This window comes from Dickeya chrysanthemi NCPPB 402 (assembly GCF_000406105.1).
GTDB lineage: Bacteria > Pseudomonadota > Gammaproteobacteria > Enterobacterales > Enterobacteriaceae > Dickeya > Dickeya chrysanthemi.
In genome coordinates this window covers 1,084,952-1,108,516 of record NZ_CM001974.1, presented here as the reverse complement: position 1 = coordinate 1,108,516, position 23,565 = coordinate 1,084,952, and the positions used below count along the sequence as shown (strand labels likewise).

The window sequence follows — 23,565 nt, the reverse complement described above, 5'->3', positions numbered from 1 at the left end:
CGGGTCGTTAGCTCAGTCGGTAGAGCAGTTGACTTTTAATCAATTGGTCGCAGGTTCGAATCCTGCACGACCCACCACCGCTAAAGAAGTCACCATACTCGATTATTCACTCTGATGATTCATACGCACACGATGTTGTGCAGGTGAGAACCTGCGCTCAGGTTCGAGTCGAGTGTAGCGAGGCAACAGCGCATCGCGCTGGCCCGAAGGGCGAGGCCGCTGGCCGAGTCATCCTGCACGACCCACCAATTATCCAAAATTCCCTGAACATTATTAGACTTTCTACATGCATTATCGCGTAAATAAGCCTTGTACGTCTCATTGTTGAGTTTGCCCGGCTGATTAAGCAACCGAGTGGGGATTGGAAGGGGAAGCGTTTTATTTCCCTTCCATGTTGCAGGACCACGATCGCTACTCCGTGGTTTCCAACGAAGACTACCGTTAATTGACTCATTGATCTGAAAAATGCCCTGCCGGGCTGACGGCTCCCCATTAATGAAGACAGGCATAGAAGGTTGTGATCTACTTAGTGTTCAACCAAAAAGTAAGGTCACGCCGCTATGCCTGCTTCTTAACTTTGCCACACATTCTTAAGTAAGTCCCTGAACGTTATCCATTGGTATCGCAAAAACGCGTTGCTTGATGTGACCGTCGCACTGACTCGCAGCGCTTCTCTTTCACCGGGAATACTGTCGGGCGTAAACCCCGACAGGGTTTATGCCGATATGGCGAGGGCTTACCAAAACATCATCATGGTGTATTGACGATTTTCTGGGGATCCCTCAGCCCTGCAGGGCGTTTTTTATACTCAGATTTCCCAGTCGTAGTTATAATGCTTGGGCTTGAATTGCACGACATCGCCGCGATTTAAGTCAGTCAGTACCGCATCGTCATGCGCGACTTCCGCTTCAATCAGTTCATTATTGCCATCCACTTTCAGCACCAGCCGTGTCAGCGCCCCCAGCGGGCGAATATCTTTAACCACCACCGGCTGGAAGTCAGCTTGCTTGTGTTTCGACAACGCCACTTCGTGCGGACGGAACTGAATTATCTGCTCATGCCCCGCCAGTTTCAGCCGATTGCTATCCCCGAGGAAATTGTAAACAAACTCGGTGGTCGGACGGTTATACACGTCATCAGGGGTGCCAATCTGCTCAATCACGCCTTTGTTCATCAGCACGATGCGATCGGCCACTTCCATCGCTTCTTCCTGATCATGGGTGACAAATACCGATGTCAGGTTGATCTCTTCGTGCAGACGAGACAGCCAGCGCCGCAACTCTTTACGCACTTTGGCGTCAAGTGCGCCGAAAGGTTCGTCTAACAGCAAAATACGCGGCTCGACAATCAGCGCCCGCGCCAGTGCAATACGCTGACGCTGACCACCAGAAAGCTGTTCCGGGTAACGATCCGCCAGCCATTCCAGTTGCACCATGTTTAGCATTTCACGCACTTTTGCTTCGATATCACGCTTCGACGGCCGTATTGCCTTAGGCTTCATACGCAAACCGAACGCGATGTTATCGAATACCGTCATATGGCGAAATAATGCGTAGTGCTGGAAGACGAAACCGACGTTACGATCGCGCACATCGTGCCCTGAGACGTCTTCGCCGTGGAAGACGATATTCCCGCTATCCGGTTTCTCCAGGCCGGCGATAATACGCAGCAGTGTGGTTTTACCACAGCCAGACGGCCCCAGCAGCGCCACCAGCTCGCCACTTTGAATCGATAAATTGATCTGATTAAGCGCCTGGAACTGACCAAACTGTTTATTAACGTTGTGAACCTCAATGCTCATTACCGGTCAGCTCCTGTTGTTTCTGTTGTTGTTTCGACAAATGCGCTTCGCTCCACTGGCGCAGCAACAGCACCACCAGCGACATCACCAGCAGCAAAATCGCCACGCTAAACGCCGCAACGATGTTGTACTCGTTGTAAAGAATCTCGATATGCAGCGGTAACGTATTGGTCAGGCCGCGAATATGGCCCGACACCACCGAAACCGCACCAAACTCGCCCATCGCGCGGGCGGTGCACAGTACCACGCCGTAAATCAGCGCCCATTTCACATTCGGCAAGGTGATGTGCCAGAACATCTGCCAGCCGTTCGCCCCCAGCAATCTGGCGGCTTCCTCTTCCTGGCTCCCCTGCTGCTCCATCAGCGGAATCAGTTCACGCGCCACATACGGCAGGGTGACGAACATCGTTGCCAGCACGATGCCGGGCACGGCATAGACGATTTCCAGATTATGCTCGGTCAGGAAGGGGTACAACTTGCTTTGGGCGCCAAACAGCAGCACATACATCAGACCGGTTACGACCGGAGATACTGAAAAGGGTAAATCCAGCAATGCCAGCAGCAATGATTTCCCCCTGAACTCAAACTTGGTCACGCACCAGGCTATCGCCAGCCCGAACACCATGTTCAGCGGCACCGAAATGACCGTTGCCAGCAGGGTCAATCTCAGCGCAGACAGCGCATCAGGCTCACTGATCGCCGCCCAGAACGCGCCCATGCCGTTATGCAGCCCCTGCGTCACCACCATGACCAACGGCAACACCAGAATCAGCACGAACACCAACCATGCCAACGTCGTCAGCACATAAAAGGTTGTTGGTCGTTTAGCCGCGAGCGGACGCTCCGTCACAGACGCAGAAATACTGTGATCCATACTCATCCCTTATAACTTCGGTTGAATACGCCGTTGCAGCAGGTTAATCAGCAACAACAGGATAAAAGAAACCACCAACATGAACACGCCGATACCGGTCGCGCCTTTGTAATCGTACTGGTCCAGTTTGGAGACAATCAGCAGCGGCAGAATTTCCGTTTTGAACGGAATGTTGCCGGCGATAAACACCACCGAGCCGTATTCCCCCACACCGCGGGCGAACGCCAGTGCAAAACCGGTAAGCCAGGCGGGCAGAATGGCCGGCAGCAGGACATGTCGGAAGGTCTGCCACGGGCTGGCGCCCAGACAGGCGGAAGCCTCTTCCACCTCTTTGGGAATATCGGCCAGCACCGGCTGCAGCGTGCGCACTACAAACGGCAGAGTGACAAAAATCAGCGCCAGCGTGATGCCAATGCTGGTGTAGGCGATACGGAAAGGAAATAGCGAGCCGATCAATCCGTTCGGCGCATATAACGATGTCAGCGCAATCCCGGCTACTGCGGTAGGCAAGGCAAACGGCATATCGATCATCGCATCGATAATCTTCCGGCCGGGAAAGGTATAACGCACCAGCACCCAGGCCAGGAGCGTGCCGAGAATACCGTTGACGAAGGCCGCCGTTAGCGCGGAACCGAACGATAATTGCAGGGAAAACAAGACCTGACGGCTGGTGATCAAGTTCCAAAATTGGGTCAGCGTTAACTGGGTGGCGTACAAAAACATAGCGCCCAGCGGGATCAGCACAAGTAATCCCAGATAAGTAAGGCTAAAGCCCAAAGTCAGACCAAAACCGGGGATAACCGGTGAAATACGTCGCGACATAACAAGCCTTTCAATGATGAAACACGAATTACCCGTTCAGACAACCAACGTGGAAAAACCGCCCCACTGGGGCGGCCTTAACCGTCATCACATAATTTATTTATTAATCTGTTTGAAGATGGCATCGAACACGCCGCCATCATCGAAGAACTTAGGCTGTGCGCTTTTCCAGCCGCCGAATTCGCCATCGATAGTCACCAGTTTCACCGGCGCAAACTGAGATTTAAATTCTTCTGCGATTTTGGCGTTGCGTGGGCGATAGAAGTTTTGCGCAATAATACGTTGCCCTTCGTCACTGTAGAGATAGTTCAGATAGGCTTCCGCCTGTTTGCGCGTTCCTTTACGGTCTACCACTTTGTCCACTACGGCGACCGGCGGTTCCGCCAGGATAGATAAGGACGGCGTAACGATTTCCAGTTGATCGCCCCCCTGCTCTTTCAGCGATAAATACGCCTCGTTTTCCCAGGCAATCAACACATCGCCCAGTTGACGTTGTACAAAGCTGATAGTCGCGCCGCGTGCGCCGGTATCCAGCACCGGAGCATGCTTGTAGAGCTCTGTTACGAATTTCTGCGCGCTGTCATCGGTTCCGCCCGGCAAGTGTTTGGCATAAGCCCAGGCCGCCAGGAAGTTCCAGCGTGCGCCGCCAGAGGTTTTCGGGTTCGGCGTAATCACCTGTACATCCGGTTTGATCAGGTCGTCCCAGTCCTTGATCTGTTTCGGATTACCTTTACGCACCAGGAAGACGATGGTGGAGGTATAAGGCGTGCTGTTGTCCGGCAGACGCGCTTGCCATTGAGGGTCAATCAACGGCTGATTCAAATTGAGCGCATCGATGTCTCCCGCCAACGCCAGCGTTACGACGTCGGCCTGCAAACCATCGATGACGGAGCGCGCCTGCTTACCTGAGCCGCCGTGGGAGTTTTTCACAGCGATCGTTTCGCCGGTCGTCTCTTTCCAGTGTTTGATAAACGCGGCGTTATATTGTTGGTAAAACTCGCGGGTGGGGTCATAGGATACATTCAGTAATTCCGTAGCTGCCGTAGCCATACCCGAAAACAACAACGCGGCGGTAGCCAGCGACCATCCTAAACGACGCATTGACATTATGATTACTCCCCTCAAAGTCTGCCCATTGTCTGCGCAAGCGATAAAAAAGTCTGCACGAGCGAGAAAAAAGTCTGCGCGAGCGATAAAAAGCGCCCCAGAGTTGGGCGACCATCATCCTGCAACCAGGAAACAGCCGCTAAGCGGCGCAACTGCATCCGGTTTTATCTCTGGAAGGGACAATAGAGGATAAGGCGAAAGGGAAAAAATACTGTTTCGAGATAATTTATACTCTCGGGTTATATTATTCGCTGTTTAACAGCATTTTTGAATCTAAGATGAGCGACAGGTTTACCGCCTGCCGCCCTCATCGTCATTTACCGGGAATTACTGTTCTTCATCCAGTTGCAGTGCGACATACAGCAACAGCCGATCGTCAAAATTGCCCAGATCCAGCCCGGTGAGTTCGGAGATGCGATTTAGCCGGTACTCCAGCGTATTGCGATGCACAAATAACGCCTTGGCTGTCGCCCCCGGCTGTACATTGTTGCGAAACCAGGCGTTAAGCGTGCGACGCAGCAAACCGTTGCTGTCCATCGCCTTCAGCCTGGCCAATGGGCGCACCAGTTCGTTGGCCTGCCAGCCTCCACGCAGGCTATCAAGCAATACCGGCAACATTAAATCCTGATAGAAATAACTGCGCTGAGCCGGCATGCGTTGTTTGCCAACACTCATGGTGGTACGGGCGGTACGGTAGGAACGTGCGATACTGCCGGGGCCGGTAAAATAGTTGCCTAACGCTATTCTCACCCGCAACCGGCTGCTTTCCTCCATACGCGACAACAGTGTGTCGACGCGGCGACGGTGATCCTCGGCATCCCAACGGTTATGGTTGTTGAGCGCCGGCTTCAGCACCACCATCTCCGTCAGTGAGACAATCGCAATCAAATTGTTGCGCTCCGGCGTCGTCAGCAACGTCTGCAATTGCTGTAACTCCGCCATAGCGCTATCCACCCCTAATTGACCGCTATCCACCTCTACCACTGCCGCAACACGCGGTTGGTTAAGATCGATCCCCAAACGCTGAGCCCACTCCATCAGTGCCGGCGACAGCTCATCCGTGCGAATCAGGTTCAACACCAATTCTTCCCGTAAACGGCTATCCTGCGCCAGCATATGCAGCAATCGCGCCTGTTCCAGCATCATCTCGGCCGTCATGCACACCAATTCACCGTACTGGCGCAACTGGCCGGGGTTGCCGGTCAAACCAATTACGCCGACGATTTCGCCGTCGATTTTCAATGGCAGGTTGATACCGGGCCGAACGCCATGCAGATGGCGCGCTACCGCGTCATCAATATCCACCACCCGTCCCTGCGACAGCACCAATAGCGCGCCTTCATGCAATTCACCAATGCGCTCCCGGTCGCCGCTGCCGATAATACGTCCACGTGCATCCATCACATTGATATTGCTATCAATGATTTTCATTGTGCGAGCAACGATTTCCTGTGCCAGTTTGTTATTCAGGTGGTATGACGCCATATCAACCTCAGGGGATAGAGACAACCGCACCAGCATAGCGCCGGATATTGCGCCAGACATTGTGCAAATGAACAAAAACCGGGAAATCTCACAGGAACTGTGGTTGAACTCACAAAACGGGCGGGAAACAGCATGGCCGGTGCCGAAGCATCCGACCATGTTTACCATCAGGTTATTGAATCAGCAGATAAAGATCACTGTTGCCGCGTCGAATACTCAACGCCAGTACCGGCGGCTTGCTGTCGATGATCTTGCGTAGCTCGCCAATATTTTCTACCGGCTGTTGGTTCACCCCCAGAATGACATCATCAGGCTTAAGGCCGATTTTCGCCGCCGCAGAATCCGGTTTCACCTTATCCACTTTAACGCCTTTCTGGCCGTCTACCTGGGTATTACTCAACTCAGCGCCTTCAATCGCCGAATTCAGGTTACCGGATTCCACCTGCGACTGCATACTCTGCTGCAATGTGACTTCTACCGTCGCAGGCTTCCCGTCGCGAATCAGCCCCAGCGTCAGTTTGCTGCCGACCGGCAACGAACCAATCTGAGCACGCAACGCCGAGAAACTGCTGATGGCTTTACCGTTCATCGATACCACCACATCCCCTGCCTTGATACCGGCTTTGGCGGCGGCGGAATTCGGCTGTACCTGGCTGACGAACGCCCCACGCTGGGCATCGACTTTCATCGCCCTGGCAATATCGGAATTCAGTTCCGTCCCCATGATCCCCAACTCGCCGCGTTTCACTTCGCCGTATTCGACGATTTGGTTAATCAGGTTCTTCACAATATTGCTGGGGATGGCAAAACCGATACCGATATTACCGCCGCCCGGCGCCAGAATAGCCGTGTTCAGGCCAATCAGTTCACCATTCAGGTTGACCAGCGCGCCACCGGAGTTACCCCGGTTGATAGCGGCATCAGTTTGGATAAAATCTTCATAGTTTTCAATATTCAGGCCACTGCGCCCTAACGCCGAGATGATCCCTGAGGTGGCGGTTTCGCCCAAACCGTAAGGGTTGCCGATCGCCACCGCATAATCCCCCACGCGCAGTTGATCGGAATCCGCCATCTTAATCTCGGTCAGATTACGGAAATCCTTCAATTGAATCAGCGCTACATCCGATCGCGGGTCTTTACCAATCACTTTCGCATCGTATTTACGCCCATCATTGAGGCGAATCTGAATTTTATCGGCATTGTCCACCACGTGGTTGTTGGTCACCACATAGCCTTTCGCGGCATTGATGATAACCCCGGCACCCAACGCCTGAAATGCCTGCGGCGGCGCACCTTCCCCACCACCGTCCTCGTCGTCATCTTCGCCCTGGCACATCGGCGATGACCGGAAAGGCGATCCTTCCTGACAGAAAGGCGAATTGTCGCCGAAGAAGGGCTGCATTTGCGGCGGCACGCTGGCCCCTTGACTGGCGGCGGTATGCCCCTCGACGGAAATATTCACCACCGACGGCATGACTTTCTCCAGCATGGGCGCCAGGCTTGGCAACTGAGCGCCGGACGACGATACCGATTCTGCCGCGCTGGCAGTCGCCGGTAATGTCCCCACCGCTATCGCCAGACTCAGCGCCAGCGCGCTCAACATCAATGATTTTTGTTTCATAGCGATATGTCTCACAATTCAGTCAACGAGCTCAGTCAACGAGCGAACTCTGACAGCCCTCTCAGCCGTCAAGGAAGCGTGAGCTCACTATGCGCGGCAGCGCTCATTCAATGCAATATGGTGAAGGGTAAGGAAATATTGTCCGTATTTACAAAACTCCGCCCTTCATCTCCCCCATCAGTCCACCGCCATTAAGCGACGATATTCATCGTAAGCGTACAAATCGGTCATACCGCTGATGTAGTCGAGAATCAGTCGGGCACGGTAGTAATACTCCCATACCTCTTGTTCTTTATCGGATAACCCGGCCAGAGAACGGGTTGCCTCGCGGTAGGCATGACAATGCTTGCTGGAAAGTTTGTGGTACAGCCGGGTTTCGATGGGATAGCGTTTGTGAGTATCGTCGGTCACTAACCGGCAGAAATCACGGTACGGCATATTCAGCAACGGGCTATAGATTTCCAGCAGGCCGCTGATAATACGATCGCCCTGTAGCTCAAGCTGTTCGACCTCGTGATGATTAAACACGAACTTTCTGGCGACATCTTTAAAGATCTTTAATAATCGCCCGTAGTCGTCTTTGTCCTCCTCCAGCAGCGAATGGTTGAAACTACCGTCATAAATCGCCGGCAGATTCTCAATAAAACGCCGCGTCGCATAGCGCACCATGGTATTAACGGTATTGACCCGCAGTTTCATAAAAAACTGATCGCTTTCACTGCGCCCCGGCAGATGCTGCCGTTCTTCATAGGCCAAATCGACGGTACGGTTAAACACATCCTTTTCCGCCCGTTCTCCCCAGGCCTCTTCCAGACGTTCGTAAAGCTGCTGATAGGTGATGATTTTCTTTTCTACCGCATCTTCCAGATCGGCAATGCAATAAGAAATATCATCCGCCGCCTCCATGATGTACGTCAGCGGGTGACGGTGAAATTCCGCCATGTTCAGCTCGCTGCGTAACTGCTGCACAAAGGACTCTTCCGACAGATAAAAGCCGACTTTTTTCATCAGATAACTGTATGCAGACGGGACAGGCTGCGCCCAATAAGCCGGTTTAGTGTATTTCAGTATGCAACCGATTTGGGCATAGGTCAGATTGAGTTTCAACAGCGAATGCACCAGCCGAATCGCCTGGGCATTGCCTTCGAAATTGCTCAGATCATGACGGATGCGGCCACGCAATGCGTTCAACTCAACACTATCTTTCGCGTCGAGTCTCAGGCACGGCACCTGACAGGGGTCAGGCGGAGAGTCGTGCGGCGTCGCTTCCGGCAACAATCGCTGGCTGAACCAGTTATTGATCGCCGCTTCGCCAAAATGCCCGAACGGCGGGTTGCCGATGTCATGCATCAGGCACGCCATTTCCACCAGGCTTTCAAACGGCGTTTCCAGCGGTTCCAGCCCCAACGCGTCCAATTGCCCGTTTTTACGCAGCTGTCGGAAAATTTCCTTGGCGATATAGCGCCCGACCTGCTGCACTTCCATGGAATGCGTCAGGCGGGAGCGCACGGCGGCGTTGCGTTCCAGCGGGAAGACCTGCGTTTTTTGCTGTAAGCGGCGAATAGCGGCAGAGTTGATGATCCTCCCCCTGTCGCTTTCAAACTCCTGCACGATGGCATATTCATCCTTTTTATCTTTTTTCCTGCCAAAACGTCGCTGGAAACTGAGTTTGGTTGAAAAGTCGATAGCAGACATACTGTTCTCCATGTCATGCCCTGTTCAGGGCGAGCCTGCAGGCGAATAACGGGTGAGCGACGGGCATCGGCGCGGATGGCCCATGACATGACTTCCGTCATAGCGCGTCGCCTCAGTCATAGCACGTCCCCGGCGGGTGTACAATCGCGGCACCTTTCAAGCCGTGATAGACTAAACTTTTGTGACTTTTGACGAATCGGTGGGGAATCCTATGAAAGTTGGCATTATTGGCGCAATGGAACAAGAAGTGACGCTGTTGAGAGAACAGATCCAGAACCGCCAGACCTTCCAACGCGCAGGCTGCGAGATTTACAGCGGCCAGTTGCACGGCGTGGAGATTGCACTGCTGAAATCCGGCATCGGCAAAGTATCGGCCGCACTGGGCACTACGCTGCTGCTGGAACACTGCCGTCCGGACGTGGTCATCAATACCGGCTCCGCCGGCGGTCTGGCGTCGTCACTCAGGGTCGGCGATATCGTGGTATCCGACGAAGTGCGCTATCACGACGCCGATGTCACCGCGTTCGGTTACGAACCTGGCCAGATGGCGGGTTGCCCGGCTGCGTTTAGCGCCGATGAAAAACTGATCGCGCTGGCGCAGGATGCCATCAGCCAGTTGCAGTTGAACGCCGTACGCGGGCTGGTGGTCAGCGGCGATGCCTTTATCAACGGCAAAGCGCCGCTGGAGCGAATCCGTCAGACTTTCCCACACGCTATCGCCGTAGAAATGGAAGCCACCGCCATCGGTCACGTTTGTCACCAGTTTGGCGTGCCATTTGTGGTGGTTCGTGCCATCTCCGATGTGGCGGATCAGGAATCGCACCTCAGTTTCGACGAGTTTCTGGTCACCGCCGCCAAACAGTCCAGCCGGATGGTGGAAGCCATGCTGCAATCCCTGGCGAAAAACCGCTAAACCGTGCAACCGGGGCGCACCACCCCGGTTTATTCTCTCGAGATTCACGCCGTGAAATCCTTTTACTTCCGCCTGTTGTGGTTACCGATACTGCTAAGTTTGCCTTTCTGTCGGGCAGAACCGGTTGCGCAGCGCGTCGTCAGTCTGGCGCCGCATGCGACCGAAATGGCGTTTGCCGCCGGGTTGGGCGAGCGGCTGGTTGGCGTCAGCGCCTGGTCAAATTATCCGCCGGAGGCCGAACGTATTGAGCAAGTCGCCAACTGGCAGGGCATCAATCTGGAACGTATTCTGGCGCTAAAGCCGGATTTAGTGCTGGCATGGCGTGAAAGCAACGCACAGCGGCCACTGGATCAGTTGGCGTCATTCGGCATCCACATTCTGTATCTCGACCCCGTCACGCTCGACGACATTCCACGTCAACTGGACACGCTGGCGCAATACAGCCCGCATCCGGAACAAGCGCACGAAGCCGCGCAACGCTTTCGTCAGCAGCAACACACACTGATGCAGCAGTACGGCCATAACGCTCCCGTTCGGGTATTTTTGCAATTCGGCAGCCAGCCGCTGTTTACATCATCGCAGGCGACGCTGCAAAGCCAGGTGATCAGCCTGTGCGGCGGCGGCAATATCTTTAGCGACAGCCCGGTGCCCTGGCCGCAGGTAAGCCGCGAGCAGGTGATTCGGCGTCAGCCGCAAATCATCGTCATCAGCGGACAGCCCGGCGCGGTGGAACAGGTCAAGGCATTTTGGCGGCCGCAATTGACCGCCGACGTGATAGCCGTGAACGAAGACTGGTTTAGCCGGACCGGCCCGCGACTGATGCTGGCGGCGGAACAGTTATGTCGGCAATTCGCCGCGTGGCGAGGCTGACGTGCAGTCGGTACACTGACATAAAAAAACCCGTGTACCAGTCGGCCACGGGTTTTTCTGATATACGCAGTATCGTCAGATGCTGAAAGAGGAACCGCAGCCGCAAGTGGTTTTCGCGTTCGGGTTGGTCACCACAAAACGGGAACCTTCCAGCCCTTCGGTGTAATCCACCGAACCGCCGATCAGGTACTGCAGACTCATCGGATCGACCACCAGGGATACCCCTTGTTTTTCAATGGTCATATCACCGTCGTTAACCTTATCATCGAAGGTGAAACCGTACTGGAAGCCGCTGCAACCGCCGCCAGTAATGTAAACCCGAAGTTTCAGTTCCGGATTCTCTTCATCAGCAATCAGGAGTTTCACCTTATTAGCTGCCGCATCCGTAAACTGCAGTGGCAGTGCTACATCATCGCTCATTTTTTTACTCCCAATCTCATATCGGACGGTATTCAACAGCCCTGGTTATCGTTTTATTATCCAACAGCACCCGGCAACGTTCAAGATTTGATACCGACGATCGAGGTGATGGTGGGTGTAATCATGATGCCGCATCGTCAGCCAGCCGCCAGTGCGCCCTAATAATATGCCCGGCGATTTCACAACGCGAAACAGATGATTAGAATGGACGCCACTCGCTATGCAAATCCAATCAGGAAGCCGCAATGAATAAATCTGAAAGTCTGTATGCCGCCGCCCGTCAATTGATTCCAGGAGGCGTCAATTCGCCGGTACGAGCCTTTAACGGCGTCGGCGGCGTGCCGCTGTTTATCGAGCGGGCGGAAGGCGCCAGACTCTACGACGCGGATGGCAAATCGTATATCGATTATGTCGGGTCCTGGGGACCCATGATTCTGGGTCACAACCATCCGGCCATTCGTCAGGCGGTGATTGACGCCGCCGAGCGCGGCCTGAGTTTTGGCGCGCCGACCGAAATGGAAGTAAAAATGGCGCAGTTGGTCACCTCGCTGGTGCCGGGCATGGAGATGGTGCGTATGGTGAACTCCGGCACCGAAGCCACCATGAGCGCCATTCGTCTGGCGCGCGGTTTCACCGGCCGCGACAAAATCATCAAATTCGAAGGCTGCTACCACGGCCACGCCGACTGCCTGCTGGTGAAAGCGGGTTCCGGCGCGCTGACGCTGGGTCAGCCCAACTCGCCCGGCGTACCGGCTGATTTCGCCCGCCATACCCTGACCTGCACCTATAACGACCTTGACTCGGTGCGTGCGGCGTTCGAGCAGTATCCGCAAGAGATCGCCGCGATTATCGTCGAACCGGTAGCCGGCAACATGAACTGTATTCCGCCGTTGCCGGCGTTCCTGCCGGGGCTGCGCACGTTGTGCGACGAATTCGGCGCACTGCTGATCATCGATGAAGTGATGACCGGCTTTCGCGTGGCGCTGGGCGGTGCGCAGGCGCACTACGGCGTGCGCCCGGATCTCACCTGCCTCGGCAAGATTATCGGCGGCGGTATGCCGGTAGGCGCTTTCGGCGGGCGTCGTGACGTGATGGAAGCACTGGCGCCGACCGGGCCGGTGTATCAGGCAGGCACGCTATCCGGCAACCCGATTGCCATGGCGGCGGGTTTCGCCTGCCTGAGCGAAGTCGCCAAACCGGGCGTCCACCAAAAGCTCACCGAACTGACCACGCAACTGGCGGAAGGCTTGCTGGCGGCAGCGAAAGCCCGGCAGATCCCGCTGGTGGTGAACCATGTCGGCGCCATGTTCGGGATTTTCTTTACCGATTCCGCTCAGGTGACCTGCTATCAGGATGCGCTGAAGTGTGACGTGGAACGGTTTAAACGCTTCTTCCACCTGATGTTGGACGAAGGCATCTATCTGGCGCCGTCGGCGTTCGAAGCGGGCTTTATGTCGCTGGCGCACAGTCAGCAGGATCTTGAATATACCGTTGACGCGGCTCGCCGCTGCTTTGCCAAACTGTAAGCAAGCAGACGCCATGCTGACGGGCCAAATCCCACCGGTGTGGTGTCTTTTTCTGCTCTGATGGTGTTTTTGCAACGGCACGTGAGTGAATGAAAAAGCCCTCAGAGGCACCGACCAAAAAACACGCCCGGCAAGCCGGGCGTGTTTTTAACTTATCGGCTGCGGGTCGTTACTGCCCGAACATCTGCTTGATCCAGTCAGGCACGCTGCCGCCTTCCTGCTGATTTTGTTGTGGCTGACCATTCGGCGAATTCGTCGGCTGTTGCACCGCTGGCTGGCTGGCCTGGCACAACGCCTGCGGGTTATCGGTCCACACCGGCAATGCCCGGCCGGCGCTACCGTTACAGATAACGTTGCCGCTGCCATCCACCGACATGGTGGTAATGCCTTCCGGCGGCGTCAGCACCAGCGGCAACGGCGTCTGATTTTCCAGATAGCGACGATAAATAGTCAACGCGCCGTTGGCGCCGGTGAGTTTCGCCGGGCCATTGTTGTCGCGGCCAACCCAGGTGATCACCACTTCCTTGCCGTCGACGCCGGCAAACCAGCTGTCGCGCAGGTCGTTGGTGGTCCCGGTTTTCCCCGCCAGGTGGTAATTGCCGAATTTCACCGTCAGCGAGCGTGAGGTACCGCGCTCCACCACCTGTTGCATGCCGTATAAGGTCAGGTAAGCCGCCTGTGACGGCACCGCCCGTTCAGCTTGCGGGAAGCTTTGATACAGCACCTTACCGTCTTCAGCAATCACCGAGCGCAGGGCAGAAAGCGGCGCGCGACTGCCGCCGCTGGCGATAGTCTGGTATTCCTGCGCCACTTCCATCGGCGTCAGGCTGACGGCGCCGAGCAGCATCGCCGGCACCGCCTGAATCTGGTTCTGCGGGATCCCCAGCTTCTGCAACGTATCGCTGACCTGATCCAGCCCGACCGCCATCCCCAGATTTACCGTCGGTACGTTGAGCGAATTCGTCAGCGCGTCCACCAGCATCACCCGACCGCGGAATTCGCGATCGTAGTTTTTCGGTTCCCAAACGGTGCCGTTCGGCTGTTTCAGCGAAATCGGTTCATCCACCAAAATGGTGTTGAGGCGATAACGATCCGGCATGCTGAGCGCGGTCAGATACGTCGGTGGTTTCGCCAGCGAACCGACCGAACGACGCGCCTGCATCGCACGGTTGAAACCGGCAAATTGCGCATCGGAACCGCCCACCATCGCCCGAATCTCGCCGCTGAAGCGATCGACAATCACCATCGCCGATTCCAGATCCTTGACCCCGCGCGCCGCGCGCAACGCCGGGATGCCGTCTTCCACCGCTTTTTCCGCTGCATCCTGCGATACCGGATCCAGCGTGGTGAAAATCTTCACCCCGGACAGATCGTTGGCTTTGTCGCCCAGCCGCTGTTGCAACTCCTGCCGCACCATCTGCATGAACGCCGGCTGCGGGCTGATCACCCCGCCTTTCGGCTGTACCCCCAACGGGCGGGCACTCAACATGTTGTAAAGATCTTCGTCGATGACCTGCTGGTTTTGCAGCAGCTTCAACACCAGATTACGACGTTCCAGCGTCACCTGCGGGTTGCGCCACGGATTATACAGCGATGCCCCTTTCACCATCCCCACCAGCATCGCCTGCTGGTCAAGGCTCAGTTCGTTGACCGGCCGCCCGAAATAGTACAGGCTGGCCAGCGGAAAACCGCGGATCTGATCGTTGCCGCTCTGGCCGAGATACACCTCGTTCAGATACAGCTCCAGAATGCGATCCTTGCTGTAGCGGTAATCCATGATCAACGCCATGTAAGCTTCGTTGGCTTTACGCCACAACGAACGTTCGTTGGTCAGAAACAGGTTTTTCACCAACTGCTGGGTCAGCGTACTGCCGCCCTGCACCGCCCGGCCCGCCGTCAGGTTGGCGATCAACGCACGGCCGATAGAGTAGAAACTGATGCCGTCATGCTCATAAAAATGGCGGTCTTCGGTGGCGATCAGCGTTTGCACCAGCAGATCAGGGAAACCGGAACGCTGTACAAATAGCCGCTGCTCGCCGTTCGGCGACTGCAACATGGTGATCAGTTTCGGATCGAGCCGGAAGAAACCGAAGTTGCGCTGATTGTCCATGTTCTGGATCTGCGACAACCGGTCGTTACTGAAGATCATCCTGGCGTGGATCTGGCCTTCCTTGCCGTCGGGGAAATCAAAAGGACGGCGCAGAATTTCAATGCTGTTGGCTTGCACCGTAAATTCGCCCGGCCGCGTAATACGGCTGACTTCACGGTATTGCATACCTTCGAGCAGGTTAGCCATCTCTTTTTTGCTGTAGGCCATACCCGGTTCGAGGTTGACCATCCGGCCATACACCGCCGCCGGCAACTGCCATACTTTACCGTCGATGCGACTGCGAATTTCTCCGTCGAGGTAAATGCCGTAAACCGACATCACCACCACAAAAATCAGGAACAGCCGGATAAGCCACCCCAGCCAGCGACGCTTTTTACGCGGCCGCTTGCTCATGACTTCTTCCTCGTCATCCTCATCATCGTCATAGTCGTCTTCGTACTCGTCTTCATAATCGTCGTCGTAGTCATCATCCCTGCGACGGCGCGTCGCTTGCCTGCGAGGGGGAGTGTGTCGTGACGCACTACGTTTGCGCCCGATAGGTTCGCGGTCATCCCGAGACATTACAGTGACATCTCCATCAGGTTACTGACGGCACAGGGTTACCCACCAAGGCCGTCTACTCTGTGTCTCCCACGCTGCGCAAGGAAGGGGGAAACATCTGAAATTATGTGTTCTGGTATTTTCTGGTGCGCCGGGTTGGCGCCGTATTCGCCGGATCGTCCGGCCAGACATGTTTGGGATAGCGCCCTTTCATTTCTTTCTGCACCTCGCGGTAAGCGCCGTTCCAGAACGCCGCCAGATCGCGGGTGATCTGCAAGGGTCGCATCGCGGGGGAGAGCAATTCAAGTACCAGCGCCACGCGTCCTTCAGCCAGCAGCGGGCTGGCCTGCTCGCCGAACATTTCCTGCAACCGCACCGCCAACACCGGCGGCAGCTCCGCCTCATAGCGGATCGGCAAACGGCTACCGCCCGGTGCGGTGTAATGGCTGGGCAAGGCGCTCTCCAGTCGCTGACGCTGCGACCAGTCAAGCAACCGCCACAGCGCCTCGCTCAGGTTGACCTGATTAAGGGTACGACGATCCCGTACGCCGCTCAGCGACGGCAACAACCACAGTTCCAGCGACGCCAGTAGGGAATCGTCGTCAACGGCCGGCCACGCGACCTCCGGCAGCCACTGCCGGGCGCACAGTAACCGCTGGCGCAGTTGCTGCGCCGGTTCGTCCCAGTTCAACACCGACAGACCTTGCTCCCGCAGCCAGTTGAGCATCGCCTGCTGCAACGCCTCATCCGACGGTTTGGCTAATGGCCGGGACGATAGCGTCAGACTGCCAATTTGCGTTCTCAAACTGGCGCGCAGCGTACCTTTTTCTTCGTCCCAGTGCATCAGATTCTGTTCGGTTACCAGTTCCGGACGCTGCCGCGTCAGCCGGTCGATATCCACCGATTGTGCCAGTAAGATACGCGCATCGGCACTGTGGGTATTTTGCATCAAAACCGGAGCCAGCAGCCATTCCGACGCCGACAACGCCTCTTCCGGCGGCAGGCTGGCGCCCGAACCATTCGCCAGTTGATAGCGCCCGTCCTGACCACGCCGCCGCGCAATGCGATCCGCAAATCCCATCGATAGCAACCAGCCCGCCAGACTTTCATTCACCGAACCCGACGCCTTGCCGGCGCGGCGCGCCAGCTGTTGCGCCCGGCGTTGCCAGTGGCCGGCGGGGCGATGCAACGCATCGGATAGATTCGGCGACCCGGCGCGCGGTGGTTCTTCAATAATGGCGGCCAGCAACGCCGCCGTCGCCAACGCGTCTTCATCTTGCCCGGCGGCATGCAACATCGCCGCCAGGCGCGGATCGCACCCCAACGCCGCCATTTTACGCCCATCCGCCGTCAGCCGTTGCTGCGCATCGCACATGCCCAGTTGCGCCAGCAAACGATCCGCCGCCAACAACGCCGGCTGAGGCGGCTTGTCCAACCAACAGAGCGACGCGACATCATGGCAGCCCCATTGCAGCAAATCCAGCCACAAGCCGGACAGGTCGCTGTGCAGGATTTCCGGTTCGCTTTGCGCCGCCGCACGTTCCGCCTGCTCGCGGGTGAACAGATGCCAGCACACGCCCGGCTCCAGCCGCCCGGCACGACCGGCACGCTGCACCATTGAGGCCTGGCTGATACGCTGGGTCGCCAGCCGCGTCAACCCGGTTTTGACATCAAACAGCGCCACGCGCTCCAGACCACCGTCCACCACCACCCGAATCCCCTCAATGGTCAGGCTGGTTTCGGCAATATTGGTCGCCAGCACCACTTTACGCCGTCCGGCAGCGGCAGGAAGAATCGCTTTCTGCTGCTCCGCCAGCGTCAACGCGCCATACAGCGGACAGACATCCACCGAGCTTGAGACCGCGTTTTCCAGCAGCGTCTGCAATCGTTTGATTTCCGCCACACCCGGCAAAAACACCAACAATGACCCCGATTCGTCCTGTAATAAACGGTAAATGAGCCTGGCCGTCGCCTCCTCGAGGCGATCCTGGGAACCCATGGGTTGATAATGCCGTTCCACCGGCCAGGAACGACCTTGCGACGACACGCTAAGCGATTGGGGTAATAAGGAAGTCAGGCGGGAATTATCCAGCGTGGCGGACATGATCAACAGTTTCAGGTCATCACGCAGCCCTTGCTGGACATCCAGCAGCAGCGCCAGCGCCAAATCGGCCTGCAAACTGCGCTCGTGAAATTCATCCAGAATCACCAGCGAGACGCCATCCAGCGCCGGATCCTGTTGCACCATGCGGGTCAGAATGCCTTCCGTCACCACTTCCAGTCGGGTGTGGCTACTGACCCGGCTTTCCGAACGCATGCGATAACCGATGGTCTGCCCCGGCGTTTCGCCCAGCCACTCCGCCAGCCGGAAGGCTACGTTTTTGGCCGCCAGCCGACGCGGCTCCAGCATAATAATGCGGCCGGGCTCCACGCCGCGCTGCAACAGTTGTAACGGCAACCAGGTGGATTTCCCTGCGCCGGTCGGGGCATGCAGCAACACCTGCGGCGCGGTATGCAACGCCTGAATAACGTCATCCACGACGGCGCTGACGGGAGGTAGATTCACATAAAACTCCGTGATCATGCGGCTAAATTCACGGGCGCAACAATCATTTATTATTTGCAAAAAAAATCGCCCGCCAACAATAACGTTCAAACAGTAACGTTCAAACAATAACGCTCAAAAAAACGCTTAAGAATAAAGAAAGGGAAGACTCCGCCCCACACCTGATGCAGAACGTCGCCTTAACTTTATTCGCCGGGCATTGTAGCATCGGAACCCCGCAGAACGGAGAGATTGCCATGACCCCGACCCGCCGCCTGTTTTTCGCCCTGTCGCTGCCCGATGATATCGGCCGGCAGATCGTACACTGGCGCGCCGCGCAATTCTCCCCGGAAGCCGGGCGTCCGGTAGCGGCGGCCAACCTGCATTTGACGCTGGCTTTCCTCGGCGAGATCAGTGATGCCAAAATGCAGGCGTTAACCGCGCTGGCCGGGCGTATCCGTCAGTCGGCGTTCACCCTGAATCTGAACGATGCCGGCCACTGGCCGCGCCCCGGCGTGGTATGGCTCGGTTGCCGCCAGGCGCCGCGCGGCTTATTGCAACTGGCTGATATGTTGCGTTCGCAGGCGGCGCGCAACGGTTGCTACCAGCCGCCTCAGCCTTTCCACCCGCACATCACGCTACTGCGCGGCGCTACCCGCCCGGTGCCGCTGCCCGCCGCCACGTTCAACTGGACGGTGTGCATCGAGCAATTTTTTCTGTATGAATCGCGCACCGAAGCAGGCCGAACCCATTATCAGCCTATCGCCCACTGGCCGTTGCCGACACCCTGAGAGACAGCATTCATGCAATTTTCCCCGCACCTGCGACCCGCCACGCTACTCAAACGTTACAAACGATTTCTGGCGGACGTCGTTACCCCTGACGGCCAACCGCTGACGCTGCATTGCCCCAATACCGGCGCCATGACCGGCTGCGGTTCACCCGGCGATACCGTCTGGTACTCCACGTCGGATAACCCGAAGCGCAAGTATCCTCACACCTGGGAACTGACGCAGACGCCACAAGGCCACTGGATTGGCGTCAATACCTTGCGCGCCAATCAACTGGTGCTTGAGGCGCTGCACGCAGGACGACTGACCGATTTATCAGGTTACACCACCATCCGCACCGAAGTGCGCTATGGTTCGGAAAACAGCAGGATAGATCTGTTATTACAGGCAGACGGACGCGCCGACTGCTATATTGAAGTTAAATCAGTCACATTATTGCAACATGGATGTGGTTACTTTCCCGATGCGGTGACGCTCAGGGGACAGAAGCATTTGCGGGAACTGCAACAGATGGCGGCACAGGGTTGTCGCGCCGTATTGTGTTTCGCCGTGCTGCATTCCGGCATCCGTCAGATTTCAGCGGCGCAACACATTGACCGACATTACGCCGAATTATTACAACTCTGCCGGCAGCAGGGGGTTGAAATTCTGTGTTACGGTGCCCATATCTGTCCGGATAGCATGACGCTAGAAGAACCGTTACCGTTCAATAACGTGACGACAGCGAGCTAATTCTGCCACGCGTTATGTATTATCTGGTGGGATTATGCCGTTCCTCACACTTTGTCAGGCCAGTGTCGGGAACCATTGCCAACCTAACCACCATCTGTTATTTATAGCGGCCTGTTTTCCCCCCCCCGGGGGGTCGATACTGCGTGTCGTGTTATGTAGGAGAAGCAACATGCAAGAAGGGCAAAACCGTAAGACATCCTCTCTGAGCATTCTCGCAATTGCCGGAGTGGAGCCGTACCAGGAGAAGCCGGGCGAAGAATACATGAACGACGCTCAGCTGGCTCACTTCAGGCGTATTCTTGAAGCATGGCGCAATCAACTCAGGGATGAAGTCGATAGAACCGTATCGCACATGCAGGATGAAGCGGCCAACTTTCCCGATCCGGTAGACCGTGCCGCTCAGGAAGAAGAGTTTAGCCTTGAGCTGCGCAACCGTGATCGCGAACGTAAGCTGATCAAGAAAATCGCCAAAACACTGCAGAAAATCGAAGACGAGGACTTTGGCTATTGTGAGTCCTGCGGCGTGGAAATCGGCATCCGTCGACTGGAAGCACGCCCCACCGCCGATTTGTGCATTGACTGCAAGACACTGGCCGAAATCCGCGAAAAGCAGATGGCCGGGTGATATCGTCCGGCGGGAAAGCATACCGCCCTACCGCCGGATCTTTACCTGTTATGACTCGTCATTATTAATGCTAACCGGCACGATACCGCCGTATGTCTGAATCACACTCTTATATCGGCCGTTTTGCGCCATCCCCTTCCGGCGATCTCCATTTTGGTTCTTTGATAGCGGCATTGGGCAGTTACCTGCAAGCCCGTTCCCGTCATGGACGCTGGCTGGTACGCATTGAGGATATCGACCCACCGCGCGAAGTGCCCGGCGCCGCCTCCCGTATTCTCCGCCAACTGGAACAGTATGGGCTGTTCTGGGACGGCGACGTAGCGTATCAGTCACGCCGCCACGATCTGTACCTCTCGGTACTGGATGAATTGCAGCGTCAGGGGAAATGCTATTACTGCACCTGTACCCGCCAGCGCATTCAGCAAATTGGTGGACACTACGACGGACACTGCCGCAATCGCGGCTTGCCGCCGGACAATGCGGCACTGCGCCTGCGCCAGACTCACCCCGTCCTGCACTTTCACGATCGCTTGCGTGGGCAGATCGATGCCGACCCGATGCTGGCGCGAGAAGACTTTATTATCCATCGCCGCGATGGGTTGTTTGCCTACAATCTGGCGGTGGTCGTGGACGACCACGAACAAGGGGTGACCGACATCGTACGCGGCGCGGATTTAATCGAACCCACAGTGCGCCAGCTATCCCTGTACCAACAACTGAATTATCCTGCGCCAACCTATATACATCTGCCGTTGGCGCTCAACACCGACGGCAATAAGCTATCGAAGCAGAATCACGCGCCGGCGTTGCCTGGGGGCGATCCACGAGCGGTTCTGGCGCTGGCGCTGACGTTTTTACGCCAGCCCCTGCCGGCGCACTGGCGGGACCTTGATCGGGACGCGTTGCTCGCGTGGGCGATAGCGCACTGGTCGCTGTCAACAGTTCCCATCGAGGCAGCCCTTACATCGCCGGAAATAACATCAGCATTCTCAAAGGGCTGAGGGTGAGCTATGATTAGCCGCTATTTTTTGTCGTATCGCTAATTTTTCAATGATTATCGAGGTGTATTATCTTTACCCGGGTAGCTAATTTTTGCCGCAAGGTACTGAATCGTGAGCATGAGCCAGCCAGTGCGGACCTTCCGTCGCAGGCAATGACGGTCATTCCCCGTGACCAGCATGCTATTTCACGCAGCGACATTAGTGAGAATGCGCTGAAAGTACTGTATCGCCTGAGCAAAGCGGGCTATGAGGCGTATCTGGTAGGCGGTGGCGTCCGTGACCTGCTGTTGGGCAAAAAGCCCAAAGACTTCGATATTACCACCAACGCCACGCCGGAGCAGGTTCGCAAGTTGTTCCGCAATTGTCGGCTGGTGGGCCGTCGTTTCCGCCTGGCGCACGTGATGTTCGGCCCTGAGGTGATTGAAGTCGCCACATTCCGCGGCCACCATGAGCAACATCAGGAGCAGGAAACCAAAAACGCGGCACAGCAAGGTCACAATGGCATGCTGCTGCGCGACAATATTTTCGGCACCATTGAGGAAGATGCCCAGCGGCGCGACTTCACCATCAATAGCCTCTATTACAATATTGCCGACTTTACCGTTCGTGACTACACCAACGGACTCAATGACTTACGTCAGGGAATGATTCGCCTGATTGGCGAACCGGAAACCCGTTACCGTGAAGACCCGGTACGTATGCTGCGCGCGGTACGATTCGCCGCCAAACTCGGTATGCAAATCAGTCAGGACACCGCCGAACCGATTCCCCGTCTGGCCTCGCTGTTGCACGACATTCCGCCGGCGCGGTTGTTTGAAGAATCGCTGAAGCTGCTGCAAGCGGGTTACGGTTACCCCACCTACCGATTGCTGTGTGAATACCAACTATTTCAGCCGTTGTTCCCGCTGATCAGTCGCTACTTCACCGCTAACGGCGAAAGCACGATGGAGCGGATGATCGTGCAGGTGTTGAAAAATACCGATCAACGCATCCAGAACGACATGCGGGTTAACCCGGCGTTTCTGTTCTCCGCCATGCTGTGGTATCCGTTGGTGGAACACGCTCAGAAACTGACGCAAGAGAGTGGGCTTGCCTACTTCGAAGCGTTTGCGTTAGCCATGAACGACATACTGGACGAACAGTGTCGCTCGCTGGCGATTCCTAAACGCATCACATCGCTTGTCCGCGATATCTGGCAATTGCAGCTACGGTTGTCGCGTCGTCAGGGCAAACGCGCCTTTAAGCTGATGGAACACCCGAAATTCCGGGCCGCTTATGACTTGCTCTGCCTGCGAGCCGAAACCGAAAACCATCAGGAACTGCAACGTCTGGCGCAATGGTGGGGCGAATTTCAGGTCGCCGCGCCGCCGCGCCAGCAGGTCATGCTGAACACACTGGATGACGGCCCAACGCCGCATCGCCGCTCGCGCCGTCCGCGTAAGCGACCGGTTCACCGGGATAATATCCGATGATCTGCGTGTACCTGGCCTTGGGCAGTAATCTGTCCGAGCCATTGCAGCAGGTACGCGCAGCGCTTAACGCGCTGGATGCGATTGACGATACCCGGCTGGTGCGCTGCTCGTCTTTCTACCGCAGCCGCCCGCTTGGCCCGCAGGATCAGCCTGATTATCTCAACGCCGTCGCCGAATTACAGACCGGGTTATCACCCGAAGCGTTGTTGGACAACACCCAACGCATTGAGTTGGAACAAGGGCGGGTGCGTAAAGAAAACCGCTGGGGACCACGTACCCTCGACCTGGATATCCTGTTGTTTGGCGACATGACGCTGCATACCGAGCGGCTCACCGTGCCGCACTACGACATGAAAAACCGCGAGTTTATGCTCTATCCGCTGGCGGAACTGGCGATGGAGCTGGTGTTTCCTGACGGAGAAGCACTGGCGACACGGTTACAACAGGTGCCACGCAACGGCCTGACACGGTGGGACGAGCGATAACCGCCGCCCATTGTGCTTCCCCTCCTCCCGCCGCGCACGATGCGCGGCTGATATGGGATTCATACCAATCACTTGTTTTACAAATAGAAATAGATCGCTGTTCCTGATGCCTGCCATCCATTAGAATGAT

The 23,565-nt window shown here is 56.3% G+C and carries 19 protein-coding genes, 1 tRNA gene and 1 other RNA gene; 11 read left to right on the top strand and 10 right to left on the bottom strand.

The features are described from left to right. Position 1 precedes the first annotated feature (1 nt). Positions 2-77, top strand: a tRNA-Lys gene (locus tag DCH402_RS05040). 46 nt (positions 78-123) lie between these two features. After that, positions 124-248: non-coding RNA, RtT sRNA (locus tag DCH402_RS21080), on the top strand. A 560-nt stretch (positions 249-808) separates the two neighbouring features. Here DCH402_RS21080 and DCH402_RS05035 read toward each other — a convergent pair. The 7 genes from DCH402_RS05035 to dgt form a co-directional block, all read right to left on the bottom strand. After that, the gene (locus DCH402_RS05035; RefSeq protein ID WP_040000135.1) at positions 809-1,801 is read right to left on the bottom strand and encodes a sulfate/molybdate ABC transporter ATP-binding protein; all 993 of its coding nucleotides are present in this window, start codon (positions 1,799-1,801) and stop codon (positions 809-811) included. Next, on the bottom strand, positions 1,791-2,675 hold the full coding sequence (cysW, locus tag DCH402_RS05030; RefSeq protein ID WP_081642129.1) for a sulfate ABC transporter permease subunit CysW: 885 nt from the start codon (positions 2,673-2,675) through the stop codon (positions 1,791-1,793). Before cysW ends, DCH402_RS05035 begins: the two co-directional genes overlap by 11 nt. Before the next feature lie 9 nt (positions 2,676-2,684). Beyond that, the gene (cysT, locus tag DCH402_RS05025; protein ID WP_040000131.1) at positions 2,685-3,497 is read right to left on the bottom strand and encodes a sulfate ABC transporter permease subunit CysT; all 813 of its coding nucleotides are present in this window, start codon (positions 3,495-3,497) and stop codon (positions 2,685-2,687) included. Between the two features lie 96 nt (positions 3,498-3,593). Continuing rightward, positions 3,594-4,604 (bottom strand): sulfate ABC transporter substrate-binding protein, encoded by a 1,011-nt coding sequence (locus DCH402_RS05020; RefSeq protein ID WP_040000129.1) that lies wholly within the window; start codon positions 4,602-4,604, stop codon positions 3,594-3,596. 327 nt (positions 4,605-4,931) lie between these two features. Next, positions 4,932-6,089, bottom strand: coding sequence for a CdaR family transcriptional regulator (locus DCH402_RS05015; RefSeq protein ID WP_040000127.1), 1,158 nt, complete (start codon positions 6,087-6,089; stop codon positions 4,932-4,934). Positions 6,090-6,261: 172 nt separating this feature from the next. Then, the gene (degP, locus tag DCH402_RS05010) at positions 6,262-7,710 is read right to left on the bottom strand and encodes a serine endoprotease DegP (RefSeq protein WP_040000125.1); all 1,449 of its coding nucleotides are present in this window, start codon (positions 7,708-7,710) and stop codon (positions 6,262-6,264) included. 177 nt (positions 7,711-7,887) lie between these two features. Further along, complete coding sequence (gene dgt / locus DCH402_RS05005) at positions 7,888-9,405, bottom strand: dGTPase (RefSeq protein ID WP_040000123.1); 1,518 nt, start codon at positions 9,403-9,405, stop codon at positions 7,888-7,890. A 211-nt stretch (positions 9,406-9,616) separates the two neighbouring features. On the opposite strand from dgt, the gene mtnN reads away from it, so the two are divergent. Continuing rightward, positions 9,617-10,318, top strand: coding sequence for a 5'-methylthioadenosine/S-adenosylhomocysteine nucleosidase (gene mtnN, locus DCH402_RS05000; RefSeq protein WP_040000122.1), 702 nt, complete (start codon positions 9,617-9,619; stop codon positions 10,316-10,318). Between the two features lie 51 nt (positions 10,319-10,369). Then, entirely contained in the window at positions 10,370-11,188 is an 819-nt protein-coding gene (gene btuF, locus DCH402_RS04995; RefSeq protein WP_040003390.1) for a vitamin B12 ABC transporter substrate-binding protein BtuF, read from the top strand. 75 nt (positions 11,189-11,263) lie between these two features. Here the strand turns inward: btuF and erpA are convergent, their stop codons facing one another. Then, positions 11,264-11,608 carry an iron-sulfur cluster insertion protein ErpA gene (erpA, locus tag DCH402_RS04990; RefSeq protein ID WP_012885775.1) on the bottom strand — a complete coding sequence of 115 codons (345 nt, stop codon included), beginning with the start codon at positions 11,606-11,608 and terminating at the stop codon, positions 11,264-11,266. 245 nt (positions 11,609-11,853) lie between these two features. Between erpA and hemL the strand changes: the two genes are divergently transcribed. Beyond that, a complete protein-coding gene (hemL, locus tag DCH402_RS04985; RefSeq protein ID WP_040000119.1) occupies positions 11,854-13,134 on the top strand; it encodes a glutamate-1-semialdehyde 2,1-aminomutase in 1,281 nt (426 codons plus the stop codon). Positions 13,135-13,303: 169 nt separating this feature from the next. Here hemL and mrcB read toward each other — a convergent pair whose 3' ends face one another. Together mrcB and hrpB are read right to left on the bottom strand one after the other, a co-directional pair. Beyond that, positions 13,304-15,805 carry a bifunctional glycosyl transferase/transpeptidase gene (gene mrcB, locus DCH402_RS04980; protein WP_040000117.1) on the bottom strand — a complete coding sequence of 834 codons (2,502 nt, stop codon included), beginning with the start codon at positions 15,803-15,805 and terminating at the stop codon, positions 13,304-13,306. A gap of 103 nt (positions 15,806-15,908) precedes the next feature. Continuing rightward, positions 15,909-18,368: an ATP-dependent helicase HrpB gene (gene hrpB, locus DCH402_RS04975; RefSeq protein WP_236887033.1), complete on the bottom strand. Its 2,460-nt coding sequence runs from the start codon at positions 18,366-18,368 to the stop codon at positions 15,909-15,911. Between the two features lie 218 nt (positions 18,369-18,586). On the opposite strand from hrpB, the gene thpR reads away from it, so the two are divergent. From thpR to folK, 6 genes are all read left to right on the top strand, one after another. Continuing rightward, the gene (gene thpR / locus DCH402_RS04970) at positions 18,587-19,120 is read left to right on the top strand and encodes an RNA 2',3'-cyclic phosphodiesterase (RefSeq protein WP_040003386.1); all 534 of its coding nucleotides are present in this window, start codon (positions 18,587-18,589) and stop codon (positions 19,118-19,120) included. Positions 19,121-19,132: 12 nt separating this feature from the next. Next, entirely contained in the window at positions 19,133-19,852 is a 720-nt protein-coding gene (sfsA, locus tag DCH402_RS04965) for a DNA/RNA nuclease SfsA (RefSeq protein ID WP_040000115.1), read from the top strand. 169 nt (positions 19,853-20,021) lie between these two features. Then, positions 20,022-20,477 carry an RNA polymerase-binding protein DksA gene (gene dksA, locus DCH402_RS04960; RefSeq protein WP_012768782.1) on the top strand — a complete coding sequence of 152 codons (456 nt, stop codon included), beginning with the start codon at positions 20,022-20,024 and terminating at the stop codon, positions 20,475-20,477. A gap of 92 nt (positions 20,478-20,569) precedes the next feature. Further along, positions 20,570-21,478, top strand: coding sequence for a tRNA glutamyl-Q(34) synthetase GluQRS (gluQRS, locus tag DCH402_RS04955; protein WP_040000112.1), 909 nt, complete (start codon positions 20,570-20,572; stop codon positions 21,476-21,478). 68 nt (positions 21,479-21,546) lie between these two features. Next, positions 21,547-22,950 (top strand): polynucleotide adenylyltransferase PcnB, encoded by a 1,404-nt coding sequence (gene pcnB / locus DCH402_RS04950; protein WP_071604669.1) that lies wholly within the window; start codon positions 21,547-21,549, stop codon positions 22,948-22,950. Continuing rightward, positions 22,947-23,435, top strand: a complete 489-nt coding sequence (gene folK, locus DCH402_RS04945) for a 2-amino-4-hydroxy-6-hydroxymethyldihydropteridine diphosphokinase (protein WP_040000109.1) — start codon at positions 22,947-22,949, stop codon at positions 23,433-23,435. The genes pcnB and folK overlap by 4 nt, the downstream gene beginning before the upstream one ends. Positions 23,436-23,565 lie beyond the last annotated feature (130 nt).